Annotated in this window: 11 protein-coding genes; 6 read left to right on the top strand and 5 right to left on the bottom strand. The window is 64.5% G+C overall.

Annotated elements, in window-relative coordinates; genetic code table 11:
- Both Q8Q83_RS15180 and mscL read right to left on the bottom strand, forming a co-directional pair.
- A partial coding sequence (locus tag Q8Q83_RS15180) for a response regulator (protein WP_305624966.1) occupies positions 1 to 354 on the bottom strand: 354 nt, incomplete at its 3' end.
- Positions 355 to 766: 412 nt separating this feature from the next.
- Positions 767 to 1,180, bottom strand: coding sequence for a large-conductance mechanosensitive channel protein MscL (gene mscL, locus Q8Q83_RS15175; protein ID WP_305624965.1), 414 nt, complete (start codon positions 1,178 to 1,180; stop codon positions 767 to 769).
- 241 nt (positions 1,181 to 1,421) lie between these two features.
- Here mscL and Q8Q83_RS15170 point away from each other — a divergent pair, with 241 nt between their 5' ends.
- Both Q8Q83_RS15170 and radA read left to right on the top strand, forming a co-directional pair.
- Positions 1,422 to 1,670: a YdcH family protein gene (locus Q8Q83_RS15170; protein WP_305624964.1), complete on the top strand. Its 249-nt coding sequence runs from the start codon at positions 1,422 to 1,424 to the stop codon at positions 1,668 to 1,670.
- Between the two features lie 272 nt (positions 1,671 to 1,942).
- Positions 1,943 to 3,307 carry a DNA repair protein RadA gene (radA, locus tag Q8Q83_RS15165; protein ID WP_305624963.1) on the top strand — a complete coding sequence of 455 codons (1,365 nt, stop codon included), beginning with the start codon at positions 1,943 to 1,945 and terminating at the stop codon, positions 3,305 to 3,307.
- Between the two features lie 157 nt (positions 3,308 to 3,464).
- On the opposite strand, the gene Q8Q83_RS15160 is transcribed toward radA, so the two are convergent.
- Positions 3,465 to 3,836 (bottom strand): PilZ domain-containing protein, encoded by a 372-nt coding sequence (locus Q8Q83_RS15160; RefSeq protein ID WP_305624962.1) that lies wholly within the window; start codon positions 3,834 to 3,836, stop codon positions 3,465 to 3,467.
- Between the two features lie 232 nt (positions 3,837 to 4,068).
- On the opposite strand from Q8Q83_RS15160, the gene Q8Q83_RS15155 reads away from it, so the two are divergent.
- The 3 genes from Q8Q83_RS15155 (at position 4,069) to yjiA (ending at position 7,569) form a co-directional block, all read left to right on the top strand.
- Complete coding sequence (locus tag Q8Q83_RS15155) at positions 4,069 to 6,135, top strand: carbon starvation CstA family protein (protein WP_305624961.1); 2,067 nt, start codon at positions 4,069 to 4,071, stop codon at positions 6,133 to 6,135.
- Between the two features lie 57 nt (positions 6,136 to 6,192).
- The gene (locus Q8Q83_RS15150) at positions 6,193 to 6,396 is read left to right on the top strand and encodes a YbdD/YjiX family protein (protein WP_305624960.1); all 204 of its coding nucleotides are present in this window, start codon (positions 6,193 to 6,195) and stop codon (positions 6,394 to 6,396) included.
- Between the two features lie 201 nt (positions 6,397 to 6,597).
- Positions 6,598 to 7,569, top strand: a complete 972-nt coding sequence (yjiA, locus tag Q8Q83_RS15145; RefSeq protein WP_305624959.1) for a GTPase — start codon at positions 6,598 to 6,600, stop codon at positions 7,567 to 7,569.
- A 68-nt stretch (positions 7,570 to 7,637) separates the two neighbouring features.
- Here yjiA and glyA read toward each other — a convergent pair whose 3' ends face one another.
- Entirely contained in the window at positions 7,638 to 8,894 is a 1,257-nt protein-coding gene (glyA, locus tag Q8Q83_RS15140) for a serine hydroxymethyltransferase (RefSeq protein WP_305624958.1), read from the bottom strand.
- Positions 8,895 to 9,194: 300 nt separating this feature from the next.
- On the bottom strand, positions 9,195 to 13,382 hold the full coding sequence (locus Q8Q83_RS15135; protein WP_305624957.1) for an EAL domain-containing protein: 4,188 nt from the start codon (positions 13,380 to 13,382) through the stop codon (positions 9,195 to 9,197).
- A 524-nt stretch (positions 13,383 to 13,906) separates the two neighbouring features.
- Between Q8Q83_RS15135 and Q8Q83_RS15130 the strand changes: the two genes are divergently transcribed.
- On the top strand, positions 13,907 to 14,726 hold an 820-nt coding region (locus Q8Q83_RS15130; protein WP_305624956.1), incomplete at its 3' end, for an ATP-binding cassette domain-containing protein.

Genomic DNA, 14,726 nt, shown 5'->3' with positions numbered 1-14,726 from the left:
GGGCTGGCCGGTACGCAGGATGATGCGGGTTTCACTGTTGTGCAGCTCCTCGCGGATGCGTCGCACCAGGTGCAGGCCGGCGTGTTCCGACTCCATCACCACGTCCAGCAGGATCACCGCGATCTGCGCTTGTTCGCCCAGCATGTTGAGGGCTTGAGCCGCCGAGTAGGCATGCAGGAAGCGCAGCGGGCGGCCGAGGATTTCGCTGTTGGCCAGGGCGAAACAGGTGGATTGGTGCACGTCCTGGTCATCATCGACGATCAGGATCTGCCAGCAGGGCTTGGCAGTGCCAGCATCCTCGAGGTGGGCCTCATCGTCGAAGGAGAACAGCTCGTCTTCTGCGGGATCGCTCATCTGTCGGCCTTATGAAATGTGGCGTTCGCCCTCATTGGCGCTAGGTTCGTACGAAAAGTGCCTGCGCTCGATGATGCTGCGTTAAAAACAGGCTCAGAATGCTCATTTACAGCATGTAAACTGCGCTTCTTCGCCTGTTTTTGCCTTGCCTGATCTTCGCTCGGCGACTTTTCGTACAGAACCAAGGGCGAGGCCTCTGCGGGCTCAGTGTCATCGGCCATCCTGGGTGGCTTTGCCAGGCGAATGATTGGCTCGGCTTGCCGAGGCGTTGCGCCGTTCGCGGACATCCTCGGCGCTACCTTCTACAGTCTAGGTGAAAATTTTGCCGGCACAGGGGCCGTGCGCAGATGGCCGCTGGCGGGGCAGCGGGCTATGTTCCGCCAGGGTATGGGGCAGGGGTGTCAGGGGGTGGTCAGGGGCGGGTTTGCTGATTCTTCAGCAGGTCGCGGATTTCGCCGAGCAGTTCCTGTTCCTTGGTCGGCGCCGGCGGCTCGACAGGCGCGGCTTGCTCTTCGCGTTTGAGTTTGTTGAGCAGCTTGATGCCCATAAAGATGGCGAAGGCGACGATCAGGAAGTCGATGACGCTCTGGATAAACTTGCCATAGGCCAGGCTCACCGCGGCGGCATCGCCCTCGGCGGCCTTCAGCACTATGGCCAGGTCGGAGAAGTCCACTCCGCCAATCAGCATGCCCAGCGGCGGCATCACCACATCGCCGACGAAGGAGGAGACTATCTTGCCGAAGGCGGCGCCGATGATGATGCCCACGGCCATGTCGACCACATTGCCTTTGACGGCGAAGGCTTTGAATTCACTGATAATGCTCATGCTTCATTCCTTGAGAGGTGCGGGTGCGGCGAGTGTAATCCAGGGGCGGGCGCTTGCCAGCCACCTCACTTGCGGGAAGCCGCGCGGGGTGGGTGACGCCAAGGCGGCTTTGCCCGGCCGATCCCCAGGGGCGCCGCCACCCGGAAGCTGCAGGCAGCGGCAGTGCCGGGCCAGCCGTGGCTTCGGCAGAGCAGGCCGGGCTGGTCTAGGATGAAGTTAGGTTCGTCATGAGGATGCCGCTATGCCACTGGAACATCATCCGCTCAATCGTGAATTTCCCGAGCTGAAAAGCCAATTGCGCACCATGTTGGCGGCAGACGGGCACTTCGCCCGCCTGGCCGAGGAGTATGAGGAACTCGACAAACGCATCTACGAGGCGGAAAGCGGGCGTGTCGCCATGGACGAGATACTGCTGCTGGGGCTGAAGATGCAGCGGGTCAGCCTCAAGGACGAAGTCGCCAAGATACTGAACGACGGCGCAGGCAGATAAGGCCGGATTTGCTCGGGGTCAACAACCGCACGGGCGGCAGGGCTGCGGTTGTGTACCGCGATCCTCCGCCGAGCGGCGGGCCGGTGACCCTTGATCCAAGACTCTCCCGAACCGCGCGGCGCCTTCAATGCCCGGCTGGGCACTGCCGTGGCTGCGGCAATGGCGGTAAGGGCTGAGGCACTAGGGTTGAGATGTTGGGGTTGAGGCACTAGTGCTGTAAATATATCCAGCTATTTCGTATGATCCGGGCTCAGTTTTCCGAGGAGTCCGGCATGGCCAAGGCCAAGCGCATGTACGGTTGCAGCGAATGCGGTGCGACTTTCCCCAAATGGGCCGGCCAGTGTGGCGAATGTGGGGCCTGGAATACCCTGGTGGAAACCCTGCTGGAGGCCCATGCGGCCACCCCCAGCGGGCGTGCCGGCTGGGCCGGCGAGCAGGCGCAGGTCAAGACCCTGGCCGAGGTCAGCGTCGAGGAAACCCCGCGCTTTTCCACCGCCTCCGGCGAGCTGGACCGGGTGCTCGGCGGCGGCCTGGTGGATGGCTCGGTGGTGCTGATCGGTGGCGACCCCGGCATCGGCAAGTCGACCATCCTGCTGCAGACCCTGTGCAATATCGCCACCCGCCTGCCCGCGCTCTATGTCACCGGTGAGGAGTCCCAGCAGCAGGTGGCCATGCGCGCCCGCCGCCTGGGCTTGCCGGAAGATAGGCTCAAGGTGATGACCGAAACCTGCATCGAAAGCATCATCGCTACCGCGCGCCTGGAAAAACCCAAGGTGATGGTGATCGACTCGATCCAGACCATCTTCACCGAACAGCTGCAATCGGCTCCCGGCGGCGTGTCCCAGGTCCGCGAGAGCGCGGCGCTGCTGGTGCGTTTCGCCAAGCAGAGTGGCACGGCGATCTTCCTGGTCGGCCACGTCACCAAGGACGGCGCCCTGGCCGGGCCGCGGGTGCTCGAGCATATGGTCGACACCGTGCTGTATTTCGAGGGCGAATCAGACGGCCGCCTGCGCCTGCTGCGCGCGGTGAAGAACCGCTTCGGCGCGATCAACGAGCTGGGCGTGTTCGGCATGACCGACAAGGGCCTGAAGGAGGTCACCAACCCCTCGGCGATCTTCCTCACCCGTGCCCAGGAAGAAGTGTCGGGCAGCGTGGTGATGGCCACCTGGGAAGGCACCCGGCCGATGCTGGTGGAGGTGCAGGCGCTGGTGGATACCAGTCATATGGGCAACCCGCGCCGCGTCACCCTGGGCCTGGACCCGAACCGCCTGGCCATGCTGCTGGCCGTGCTGCACCGGCATGGCGGCATTCCCACCTATGACCAGGACGTGTTCCTCAACGTGGTCGGCGGGGTCAAGGTGCTGGAAACCGCCTCCGACCTGGCGCTGCTGGCCGCGGTGATCTCCAGCCTGCGCAACCGGCCGCTGCAACATGACCTGCTGGTGTTCGGCGAGGTCGGCCTGTCCGGCGAGATCCGCCCGGTGCCGAGCGGTCAGGAGCGCCTGAAAGAGGCGGCCAAGCACGGTTTCAAGCGCGCCATAGTGCCCAAGGGCAACGCGCCCAAGGAGGCCCCGGCCGGCCTGCAGGTGATTGCGGTGACGCGCCTGGAGCAGGCGCTGGATGCGCTGTTCGAGTAGAGGGGGGCGTAGGTTGGGTTAGTGGCGGGGGTATTTATCCTGAGTCAACACCGAATCCTGGCGCCGCGTAACCCAACGCGGCGTCGGCAGGTTCGCCGCCGTGATGGGTATCGCTGCGCTCAACCCATCCTACCCGCTTGCAGCTTGCAGCTTGTGCTCAGCCCTCTTCGCCGAGGGCCGCCAGCTCGCGTTCCAGCAGGCTGTCATCGCCCAGGTTGAGCTCGACCAGGCGGCGCAGGTGGCTGATCGAGTCGAGGTCGATATGCCGGCAGACGAAGCCGAGCAGGTTGTCCTGGGTGCGGGTCAGCACCACTTCCATGCGTACGCGGGTGTCGTCGTCCAGCTGGATGCTGGCTTCGAAGGGCTGGTTCGGGTCGCCGTTCCAGCCGCCAGGGCGCTTGACCAGCAAGCCCTTCAGTGACACGTCGTGCAGCTCGACCGCCCAACTGCGCTCACCTTGAATGAGCTCGGTGGGGGCATCGAACGCGATGCGATGAAAGCGCCGCCGTTCGTTGGCTGTATCACTCATGCAAAAAAACTCCTGCGGGGGATTTAATCCACTATAGCGCAAGCCTGCGCGCCGGCACCGCCACTAGATGCGCCTGCCGAGTTAATCCGCGTTTGGCGTTCAGGCTGGCGCAGGGCAAGGTGATGAACGCGCGGTCGGCGGCGTCTGCGTCTAGACCAAGGTCGCATAGAGCTTTGCCGAGGGACGGCTAAGCTTGTGCGGCAGCTTGCCTGTCCATAAATTGGGAGTGCCTATGAAGCAAAACAATAGCCTGCTGCGCCACCTGCCCTGGGCCGTGCTGGCAGTGGTGGGCGCCTGTGCCTTGGGGGTCGTGGCCTTGCGCCGCGGCGAAGCCATCAACGCCTTGTGGATAGTGGTGGCCGCGGTGGCCCTCTATCTGGTCGCTTATCGCTACTACAGCCTGTTTATCGCCACCCAGGTGATGCAGTTGGACCCGCTGCGGGCCACGCCGGCGGTGCTCAACAACGACGGTCTGGACTTCGTGCCGACCAACAAGCACGTGCTGTTCGGTCACCACTTCGCCGCCATCGCCGGCGCCGGCCCGCTGGTCGGCCCGGTGCTCGCCGCGCAGATGGGCTACCTGCCCGGCACCCTGTGGCTGATCGCCGGGGTGGTGCTGGCCGGTGCGGTGCACGACTTTATGGTGCTGTTCATCTCCACCCGGCGCAACGCCCGCTCGCTGGGCGATATGGTGCGCGAGGAGATGGGCCGTATTCCGGGCACCATCGCCCTGTTCGGCTGCTTCCTGATCATGATCATCATCCTCGCGGTGCTCTCGCTGATCGTGGTCAAGGCCCTGGCGCACAGCCCCTGGGGCATGTTCACGGTGATGGCGACCATCCCGATCGCCATGTTTATGGGCGTCTATATGCGCTATATCCGCCCGGGGCGGATCGGCGAGATATCAGTGGTCGGCGTGGCCCTGCTGCTCGGCTCGATCTGGCTGGGCGGGGTGATTTCCCAGGACCCCTACTGGGCGACGGTGTTCACCTTCACCGGTGAGCAGATCACCTGGATGCTGGTGGGCTACGGCTTCGTCGCCGCGGTGCTGCCGGTGTGGCTGATCCTGGCGCCACGCGACTACCTGTCGACCTTCCTCAAGATCGGCACCATAGTCGCCCTGGCCATCGGTATCCTGATCCTCGCCCCCGAGCTGAAGATGCCGGCGCTGACCCAGTTCACCGACGGCACCGGCCCGGTGTGGAAAGGCGCGCTGTTCCCCTTCCTGTTTATCACCATCGCCTGTGGCGCGGTTTCCGGCTTCCATGCGCTGATCAGTTCGGGCACCACGCCCAAGCTGCTGGCCAATGAATCCCATGCGCGCTATATCGGTTACGGCGGCATGCTGATGGAGTCGATGGTGGCGATCATGGCCATGGTCGCCGCCTCGATCATCGAGCCGGGCGTGTACTTCGCCATGAACAGCCCGCCGGCCATAGTCGGCGCCGATGTCGCCAGCGTGGCGGCGGCGGTCAGCGGCTGGGGCTTCGCCATCACCCCGCAAGCGCTGGAGGCAGTGGCCCGGGATATAGGTGAGACCACCATCCTGGCCCGTGCCGGCGGTGCGCCGACCCTGGCCGTGGGCATAGCGCAGATCCTCCATCAGGTGCTGCCGGGTCAGAGCACCATGGCCTTCTGGTACCACTTCGCCATTCTGTTCGAGGCGCTGTTTATCCTCACCGCGGTGGACGCCGGTACCCGCGCCGGGCGCTTTATGCTGCAGGACCTGCTCGGCACCTTCGTGCCGTCGCTCAAACGCACCGAATCCTGGGGCGCCAACGTGCTGGCCACCGCCGGCTGCGTGGCGCTGTGGGGCTACCTGCTGTATCAGGGCGTGATCGATCCGCTGGGCGGCATCAATACCCTGTGGCCGCTGTTCGGCATCTCCAACCAGATGCTCGCCGGCATCGCCCTGATGCTGTGCAGCGTGGTGCTGATCAAGATGAAGCGCCAGCAGTACGTCTGGGTCACCCTGCTGCCGGCTGTCTGGCTGCTGATCTGCACCACCACGGCCAGTTTGATCAAGCTGTTCGATGCCAACCCGGCCGTCGGCTTCCTCGCCCTGGCCAAGAAGTACGAGGCGGCCCTGGCGGCGGGGCAGGTGCTGGCCCCGGCCAAGGACCTGGGGCAGATGCAGAACGTGATCATGAACGCCTACACCAACGCCACCCTCAGCGTGCTGTTCCTGGTGGTGGTGTGCAGCGTGCTGTTCTATGCGCTGAAGGTCGGTCGCGCCGCCTGGGTGCGCAGCGAGCGTACGGACAAGGAAGCCCCGTTCCAGGTCATGCCTGACGTCTGAGTGCTTAGCCCGCCGGGTCAGTTGCGCTGGCCCGGCACTATTAAAAGGAAGAACCGCGTGTTCAATGATCTCAGCCGCATGGGCAAGTACCTCGGCCAGGCCGCGCGCATGCTGGTGGGCATGCCCGACTACGACACCTATGTCGAGCACATGCAGACGCAGCATCCTCAGCTGCCGGTGATGAGCTACGAGGCGTTCTTCCGCGAACGCCAGGAAGCTCGCTACGGCGGAGGTAAGGGACGTCCCGTTCGTTGTTGTTGAACCTACCCCGCTAAGCTGCTGCGCTTGGCATCTTGAGTGTGGGCAGTGCTCGAAGTCCTCATGTACTGCAGTACATTGCGGCTTCTCCGCGCTGGCCACCCTCAACCTGCCTGCGCTCGCGACGCTTATCGGAGCAGGTTGTGTAAATAACTGACAGCACACGCCACGCTAGCCGTGGCGTGCGTTATTTTGGAGAGCCGCATGTCCCAACCTATTCCCGTCACAGTGCTTAGCGGCTTTCTCGGTGCCGGCAAGACCACCCTGCTGCGGCATATGCTGCAGGCCGAGCACGGCCTCAGGCTGGCGGTGATAGAGAACGAGTTCAGCGACACGCCGATCGACGGCCAGTTGCTGGGCCGCGAGCCGGTGCAGGTGCTGACCCTGGCCAATGGCTGCGTCTGCTGCTCTATCCATGTCGAACTGGAAAAGGCCCTGTACCTGCTGCTGGACAAGCTCGACAGCGGCGAGCTGGCCTTCGATCGCCTGGTGATCGAGTGCACCGGCCTGGCCGACCCGGCGCCGGTGGCGCAAACCTTCTTCGCGGGCGACGAGTTGTGCGAGCGCTATGTGCTGGACGGCATCCTCACCCTGGTGGACGCGGCCAACGCCGAGCGCCACTTGCAGGAAAGTATCGCCCAGGCCCAGGTCGGTTTCGCCGATCGCATCCTGCTAAGCAAGACCGACCTGGTGGACGCCGTCCGGGTCGAGGCGCTCGGTCAGCGCCTGCAGCGCATCAACCGGCGGGCGCCGCTGCGGGTGGTCGAGCACGGCCGTATCGACCTGGCCGAACTGCTGGATATCCGCGGTTTCAACCTGAATGCCGATATCGCCCCGGCGCTGAGCCTGCGGCCGTTGGCGCCGGCAGCGGCCACGCCGGATCGCATCGCCACCCTGGTGCTGAAGAGCGAGCAGCCGTTGGATCTCGACAAACTCAGTGCCTTTATGCAATGGCTGCTGGAGCAACACGGCAACGCGCTGCTGCGCTACAAGGGCGTGCTGAGCATCGCCGGCGAAGCGCGGCGCATGGTGTTCCAGGGCGTGCTGCGCCTGTACGGCTTCGACTTCGACAGCGAGTGGGCGACGGACGAGGTGCGCGAGAGCGTGCTGGTGTTGATCGGCGACAACCTGCCGGAGGCGGAGATTCGCCAGGGTTTTGCCGAGGTGGCCGCGTAGAGTGGGTTCTACAGAAACGAAAAAGCCCGGCAGATGCCGGGCATTTTTATGCAGCCAGAACGCTGAGCTTAGTTGCCGTACACCGGCAGCTTGGCGCAGACGGCCTTGACCTTCTCACGCACGGCATCGATGACCGCTTCGTTGTTCAGGTCAGCCAGGATGTCGCAGATCCAGCCGGCTAGCTCCTGGCACTCGGCTTCCTTGAAACCGCGGGTGGTCACTGCCGGAGTGCCGATACGCAGACCGGAGGTGACGAAGGGCGAACGCGGGTCGTTCGGCACGCTGTTCTTGTTCACTGTGATAAAGGCGCGACCCAGGGCGGCGTCGGCGTCCTTACCGGTGATGTCCTGCTTGATCAGGGACAGCAGGAACAGGTGATTCTCGGTGCCGCCGGAGACCACGTCATAGCCGTTGTCGATAAACACGCTGGCCATGCTCTGGGCGTTCTTGATCACTTGCTGCTGATAGGCCTTGAACTCGGGTTGCAGGGCTTCCTTGAAGCACACCGCCTTGGCGGCGATCACGTGCTCCAGCGGGCCGCCTTGGCCGCCCGGGAAGACCGCGGAGTTGAACTTCTTCTCCAGGGCTTCGTTGGCACGCGCCAGGATCAGGCCGCCGCGCGGGCCGCGCAGGGTCTTGTGGGTGGTGGTGGTGACCACGTCGGCGAACGGCACCGGGTTGGGGTACACCCCCGCGGCAACCAGACCGGCGACATGCGCCATGTCGACGAACAGGTAGGCGCCAACCTTGTCGGCGATGGCGCGGAAGCGGGCGAAGTCCAGCACCTGCGAATAGGCGGAGAAGCCGGCGATGATCATCTTCGGCTTATGTTCGACGGCCAGGCGCTCGACTTCGTCGTAGTCGATCAGGCCGGTAACGTTGTCGATGCCGTACTGCACCGCGTTATAGATCTTGCCGGAGAAGCTGACGCTGGCGCCGTGGGTCAGGTGGCCACCGTGGGCCAGGCTCATGCCCAGCACGCAGTCGCCGGGGTTCAGCAAGGCCATATACACGGCCGAGTTGGCCTGTGAGCCGGAGTGCGGCTGGACGTTGGCGTAGTCGGCGCCGAACAGCTGCTTGGCGCGGTCGATGGCCAGCTGCTCGACCACGTCGACGTACTCGCAGCCACCGTAGTAACGCTTGCCCGGATAGCCTTCGGCGTACTTGTTGGTCAGCACCGAACCCTGGGCTTCCATCACCGCCGGGCTGCAGTAGTTTTCCGAGGCGATCAGCTCGATATGCTCTTCCTGGCGTTGGGCTTCTTGCTCCATCGCGGCAAACAAATCGGCGTCAAAACGGGCAAGATTCAAATCACGGCTGAACATGGCAATCCCCTGAGAAAATCAGCTGGGCGGTGGAAAGAAGGGGCGAATTCTACCCCATCCGGCGCGAACAGGCATATGAAGCTTGATCATCTGCTGGACAAGCGGGGCTCATGGGCGGGCGTTGGGTTGTGCGTAGGTTGGGTTAGCGGCGGATGCCCGCTTCAGGCAAGTCGCGGATTTTAGGCGCCGTGTAACCCAACGTGGCGTCGGCAGGCGTGCCGCCATGATGGGTTACGCCGCGCAGAAAATGCGGTCTCGCCGCACATCGCCTCTGCGGCTAACCCATCCTACCCATTGCGTCTAGCTGAGCATAAATAGCGCGGTACCGCTGAACAGCGCAGTGAACTGCTGGGCGGGCATCGGCCGGCCGAGCAGGAAGCCCTGCACTTCGTCGCAGTCGTGGCCGCGCAGGAAGTCCAGCTGGGCCAGGGTTTCCACCCCTTCGGCGATCACCGTGAGGTTCAGGCTGTGGGCCATGGCGATGATGGCGCGGGCGATCTGGCCGTCCTGTTCGCCATGGGGCAGGCCATCGACGAAGCTGCGGTCGATCTTCAGCACGTCGATGGGGAACTGCTTGAGGTAGTTCAGCGAGGAGTAGCCGGTGCCGAAGTCGTCGATGGCGATGCACACCCCCAGGCGCTTGAGGGCGGCCAGGGTGTGCATGGCATTGGCCACGTCTTCCATCAGGATGCTTTCGGTCAGCTCTAGCTCCAGGCAGGCGGGGGGTATGCCGCTGTCCTGGATGATGCCGGCGATGCGCCGGTCCAGGTCGCCCTCGGCGAATTGCCGGGCCGACAGGTTGACCGAGATCTTCGGCACCCGCACCTTGGCCTGGTGCCACGCGCTCAGCTGGCGGCAGGACTCGCGCAGCACCCAGTCGCCGACCTGCACCACCAGGCCCAACTCTTCCAGCACCGGAATAAAGTCGTTCGGCGGCACCTGACCGCGCTGTGGGTGTTGCCAGCGCAGCAGGGCCTCGGCGCCGGTCAGGCGTTTGCCGTCGCCGGAGAATTGCGGCTGGTAATACAGCTTGAACTCGCCCTGTTCGAGGGCGTGGCGCAGGTCGCTCTCCAGCTCCAGGCGCTCCAGGGCGCTGGCGTTCATATCGGCCTGGTAGAACTGGAAGTTGTTCTTGCCGCGTTCCTTGGCGTGGTACATGGCGGTGTCGGCGTTCTTCATCAGCTGGCTCAGCTCGTTGCCGTCCTGGGGGCTGAGGGCGATGCCGATACTGGCGCTGACGAAGAACTCGCGGCCTTCGAGAATAAAGGGCTGCGCCAGGCTGGCGAGAATCTGTTCGCCGACATGGATGGCGCGCTTCAGGGCCGCCTCGCGGTTGACCTGGGATTGCAGCAGCAGGGTGAACTCGTCGCCGCCCATGCGCGCCACGGTGTCGTCGCCGTCGACGCAGGCGGCCAGGCGCACCGCCACTTCCTTGAGCATGCGGTCGCCGGCGGCATGGCCGAGGGAGTCGTTGATCGGCTTGAAGCGGTCGAGGTCGAGGAACATCAGCGCGACCCACTCGTTATGCCGCTCGCCATGCTGCAGGGCGCTGTGCAGGCGGTCCTGGAACAGCGTGCGGTTGGGCAGCTGGGTCAGGGCGTCGTAGTAGGCCAGGCGGTGGATGCGCTGCTCGCTGGCCTTGCGCTCGCTGATGTCGCTGAAGAAACACACATAGCTGACCAGGTCGCCTTCATCGTCCTTGACCGCGGTGATGCCGACCCAGGCCGGGAATTTCTCGCCGTTACGGCGTTTCAGCCACACCTCGCCCTCCCAGCTGCCTTGCTGGTTGAGCTGGCGGATCACGAAGTTGAGGTGGCTGGCCTGCTGGGTGTCGGCGGTGAGCATGCTCGGCAGCTGGTCGAGAATCTGTTGCGAGCTGTAGCCGCTGACCCGGCTGAAGGCGTGGTTGACCTGGACTATATAGCCGGCCGGATCGGTCACCAGAATGGCCGCGGTGGAGTGCTCGAACACCGTGGCGGCCATGCGCAGGTCTTTCTCCGCGCGGCGCTGCTGGCCGATGTCGCGGCCGACCCCGAGCAGGCCCTCGAAGCGCCCGCTATCGTCCCACATGGGCACCAGGCGCAGTTCCACCGGGATCTTCTGGCCGTCGGCGCGCAGGCAGTCGAAGACGAACAGCTGCGGCAGGAACTGCGCGCGCAGCTCGGCCAGGCGCTGCGGATCGCCGAGGGCATTGCGCACCCGCTCGAGCAGCTCATAGAAGCCCGACAGCTGCCGTGGGTTGGTCGCCAGGCTGTGGAAGCCGTTGGCCAGCGCCCATTCGCTGTCGTAGCCGAGCACCTGGCTGACCGAGGGACTGACATAGTTGAGTTGCAGGCTATCGTCGGTGGAGAAGATCACGTCGCTGATGCTTTCCGCTAGCAGGCGGTAGCGCTGCTCGCTGGTGCGCAGGGATTCGCTGCGTTCGATCTGCCCGGTGATGTCCTTGGCCACGCCGATCAGCCGGCTGACCCGGCCCTGCTTGTCGTAGGCCAGGGCCTGTTCGCGGATGTCGAACCAGTGCCAGCTGCCGTCGCGATGCCGCCAGCGCAATTCGAACTGCATCAGCTGGCCCTTGCCCAGCACCTGCTGGATATTGCGCATGCGCTGGTAGAGTTCGACGTCGTCGGGGTGCAGGACCTTTTCCCACAGACGATCGCCCAGCTCGCGCAGTTCGGCCTTGCTGTAGCCCAGTTGCGGACCCAGGTGGTTGTTGCTGTACATCACCCGCTTGGCGACTATGTCGTGCACGTAGATGGTGTCGGGCACCGCGTTGACCACATCGGACCAGAAGCGCTCGCGCTCGATCAACGAGGTCTCGATGCGCTTGCGGCTGGTGATGTCGCTGATGCTCAGGGTGACCGCCTTGAGGTCATCCGGGTTGTCCGGCAGGCGCAGGAGCAGCCACAGGTGGCGCTCGTGGCCCTGGGGGGTGGTGATCTGCCGCTCCATTTCCAGCAGGCCGCTGCCCGTGAGCAGGGCGTGGATCAGTTGCAGGCGGAAGCCTTCGGCATGCAGCGGGCCGCTGTTGAACAGGTGCTGCCAGGCTTGCTGGTTGGAATCGACGCCGAGCAGCTGCAAGGCCACCTGGTTGGTCTCGGTCAGGCGCATGCGCTGGCAGAGTTCCTGGTGGTGCTGCGGATCGGCCGCCAGCCAGCGGCTGAGGCTGTGGGGGTCGCGCAATTGCTGGCGTTGCAGGTAGCTGTGCAGCTCGCCCAGGTCGAGCACGCACAGCGCGGTGCCGGTGCCCTCGAAGATGTCCTGGTAGCGCCGGCGGGTTTCCTGCAGCACCTGGGTGGCGTGCTGCTCTTCGGTGACATCGCGCAGCACCCAGACGAAACCGCTGTGCTGGTGCTCTTCGCCGAGGTCGCTGCGGCTGATGTCATACAGGCGCGGCATGCCGTTCTGCTGGATTTCCACCAGGTCCGGGCCGAGTTCCTGGTGCGCGTTGTTGCCGTGCAGCAGCAGGGGGTCGAGGCGCGGCAACAGCTGCAGCAGGTGCCAGTTATGCGCCGCCTTATTGCTCAGGCCGAACAGGGCCTCGGCCTGGGGGTTGAGGTACTGCAGCTGGCCATTGCTGTCGGTGACCAGCACCCGCTCTTCGATGGCCCCCAGCACGCTGGCGGCCTGCTGCAGCGAGCGCCGCGAGGCGGTATTGAGCGCATGTAGATTGCGCCGCTCATGCAACAGGCGGTACAGCGCGAACAGGGTGAGCAGGGCGCAGAAGATAAACAGCAGCAGTTTGCTGGCCAGCTGCGGCAGCTGAGCGGCGCGCGCCTGGCGTTCGTTGAACAGCGCGCGCAGTTGCCAGTCGCTGCCGCTCAGCGGCGTGGTGAGAATGCTGTTGGCGAGGTTTTCCGCGGTCACCGGCGGGGCGATGGTGTCGGCCGTGGACGCCTGGCCGCTATAGCTGACAATCACCCGCTGCACATGGCGGTCCTCCAGCAGCCACTGGTGGGGGCTCTGGTGGTGTTCGCTGAGCCAGTTGCGCAACGCCTTGTTGGTCAGGCGCAGCACCCAGAAACCGCTGGCGGCACTGTCGTTGTTGTGGCGCAGCAGCAGGTAGATGCGGCCGTGATCATTGGCGCTGAAGGAATAGAAGAACGCCTGCTGGCCCGCGCGCTGGTGCAGATCGGCCAGATACAGCCGATCCAGCGTCTGCGCGTCGCTATCGGCCACGACTTGGCCTTGCGCGTTCAACCAGGCCAGGCTGCGCAAGGTCGGAAATACCCCGCGCAGGCTGCGCAGCAGCTCTTCCTGGCGTTCAGGATTAGCCGGCGGCGGCACGTGGAGCTGGAGCAGGGCCTGCCCGGCGCTGGCCTTGAGGCCCATATTCAGCGACAGGTGATTGGCCAGTTGCGCGCTGTAGGCCAGGCTGAGCTGACGCTGGTTATCCAGCAGCTGGTGGGACTCCAGGCGCAGCTGCCAGAGCAGCAGGCTCAGCATGGTCATTACCAACAGCACCAAGGCCCCGCGGCTCGGACTGCGCATCGCTACCGTCAAGGGTTCGCCGGGTGATTGCGGAGCGGATGGCGGCGTGACTGTTGGCAATGAGCTGAGTCCTGAACTTAATTCGGCAGGCCCCTGGGCGCATGGCAATGCCGTTACGGCGGGGGGCGGCTAGCATGCCATAACTGCGGCGAAGTGCCAGTGCTGGCGACGAGCGTCGTTTGCCCTGCACCGCGCATTCCGGTAGCTTTGCCGCACGCGCGCGCGGCGTTATGCACCTGGGCCTACAACGGCATTGTCCCTCGGCCCTTGCGGCCTGGCCAGCGGCCCCGCGCGAGGGCTGTTCGCCTCAGAATCTGTTTACGATCTCGCGAGCTAGAGCCAGGCAAGGCGCTACGTAGTAACAGCCGGTGGCTGGTCAAAGCGCCGAGGAAGCGGAGTTTACGAGCTGTAAATGAGCATTTCGAGGCTGTTTTTAACGCCGGCTGGCCGACGCGCAGCAGATCGTAAATAGGTTCTTAGTTGCCAGCCTCTCTTTCGTTTCCTGTCTAGAACCAAGGTTACCCATGGCTCAATACGTCTACACCATGCATCGGCTGAGCAAAGTAGTGCCGCCGAAGCGGGAAATCCTCAAGAACATCTCCCTGTCGTTCTTCCCCGGCGCCAAGATCGGCGTGCTCGGCCTCAACGGCTCGGGCAAGTCCACCCTGCTGAAGATCATGGCCGGGGTCGACAGCGAGTTCGACGGCGAAGCCCGACCGATGCCCGAGCTGAATGTCGGCTACCTGCCGCAGGAGCCGCAACTCGACCCGAACAAGACCGTGCGCGAAGTGGTGGAAGAGGCCGTCAGCCAGATCAAGGACGCCCAGGCGCGTCTGGATCAGGTCTACGCCGCTTACGCCGAGCCGGATGCCGACTTCGACAAGCTGGCCGCCGAGCAGGCCAAGCTGGAAGCCATTCTGCAGACCAGCGACGGGCATAACCTCGAACGTCAGCTGGAAGTCGCCGCCGACGCCCTGCGCCTGCCGGCCTGGGACGCCAAGGTCGCCGTGCTGTCCGGTGGCGAGAAACGCCGCGTGGCCCTATGCCGCCTGCTGCTGTCGGCCCCGGACATGCTGCTGCTGGACGAGCCGACCAACCACTTGGACGCCGACTCGGTGGCCTGGCTGGAGCACTTCCTGCACGACTTCCCCGGCACAGTGGTGGCGATCACCCACGATCGCTACTTCCTCGACAACGTCGCCGGTTGGATTCTCGAGCTCGACCGCGGCGCCGGCATTCCGTACGAAGGCAACTACTCCGTCTGGCTGGAGGCCAAATCGGATCGTCTGGCCCTGGAATCCAAGCAGCTGTCGGCCCATGAAAAGGCCATGAAGGAAGAGCTGG

The sequence above is a fragment of the Pseudomonas sp. genome, from assembly GCF_030696055.1.
GTDB lineage: Bacteria > Pseudomonadota > Gammaproteobacteria > Pseudomonadales > Pseudomonadaceae > Aquipseudomonas.
Note: the sequence above shows the minus strand (reverse complement) of the source record. Positions and strands in the feature narration are given on the sequence as shown.

Bases quoted from the DNA above. Each gene is read 5' to 3' on its own strand.
- glyA (WP_305624958.1), bottom strand. From the start codon at position 8,894: ATGTTCAGCCGTGATTTGAATCTTGCCCGTTTTGACGCCGATTTGTTT.
- Q8Q83_RS15170 (WP_305624964.1), top strand. From the start codon at position 1,422: ATGCCACTGGAACATCATCCGCTCAATCGTGAATTTCCCGAGCTGAAA.
- mscL (WP_305624965.1), bottom strand. From the start codon at position 1,180: ATGAGCATTATCAGTGAATTCAAAGCCTTCGCCGTCAAAGGCAATGTG.
- Q8Q83_RS15135 (WP_305624957.1), bottom strand. From the start codon at position 13,382: ATGCGCAGTCCGAGCCGCGGGGCCTTGGTGCTGTTGGTAATGACCATG.
- radA (WP_305624963.1), top strand. From the start codon at position 1,943: ATGGCCAAGGCCAAGCGCATGTACGGTTGCAGCGAATGCGGTGCGACT.
- yjiA (WP_305624959.1), top strand. From the start codon at position 6,598: ATGTCCCAACCTATTCCCGTCACAGTGCTTAGCGGCTTTCTCGGTGCC.
- Q8Q83_RS15160 (WP_305624962.1), bottom strand. From the start codon at position 3,836: ATGAGTGATACAGCCAACGAACGGCGGCGCTTTCATCGCATCGCGTTC.
- Q8Q83_RS15155 (WP_305624961.1), top strand. From the start codon at position 4,069: ATGAAGCAAAACAATAGCCTGCTGCGCCACCTGCCCTGGGCCGTGCTG.